The following is a 649-nucleotide window of genomic DNA, read 5'->3' as shown; positions in this document are numbered from 1 at the left end:
CTGGAAACCCGTGGCGGCCGCGTCGATGCGGTGGCGGTGAAGTCGCCGCACCTGCTCAACACCAAGGGCGCGACCTATGCGCAGTCGGCTGATTGGGGCGTGGAAGAGGCTGAGGGCTTCATCAAGCTCTTCGGCATGAGCTCGACCCTCTACGCGCAAGTCAACCGCTGAGGGCCGGGCATGTTGGAACAGACGCTCAACCACCTGCAGGCGCTGGTGTCCTTTGACACCCGCAACCCGCCGCGTGCGATCACCACCGGTGGCATCTTCGATTACCTGCGCGCGAACCTGCCCGGGTTCAACGTGGAGGTGATCGACCATGGCGATGGCGCGGTCAGCCTGTATGCGGTGCGTGGTACGCCGCGCTATCTGTTCAACGTGCACCTGGACACCGTGCCCGATTCCCCGCACTGGAGCGCCGACCCGCACGTAATGCGGCGTGCCGATGACCGGGTGATCGGGCTCGGCGTGTGCGACATCAAGGGCGCGGCCGCCGCGCTGGTGGCCGCGGCCAACGCCAGCAACGGCGATGCAGCGCGGATCGTTCGCCTCTTCATCGCTGGAGAACAGGAACGCGGCATCGCCGCGTTCCTGGCCCGTGGCATTCCGTATGAAGCGGTGCTGGTGGCCGAACCGACCATGAGCGAAG

At 66.3% G+C, this 649-nt stretch carries 1 protein-coding gene; it reads left to right on the top strand.

The annotated features are described in order from the left end of the window. Positions 1–180: 180 nt before the first annotated feature. A partial coding sequence (locus INT12_RS30905) for a M20/M25/M40 family metallo-hydrolase (protein WP_193059230.1) occupies positions 181–649 on the top strand: 469 nt, incomplete at its 3' end.

Origin of the sequence: Pseudomonas sp. K8 (genome assembly GCF_014889455.1) — a bacterium.
Classification (GTDB): Bacteria; Pseudomonadota; Gammaproteobacteria; order Pseudomonadales; family Pseudomonadaceae; genus Aquipseudomonas; species Aquipseudomonas veronii.
The sequence above is the reverse complement of the archived record's forward strand: the minus strand, read 5'-3'. Positions and strand labels throughout refer to the sequence as shown.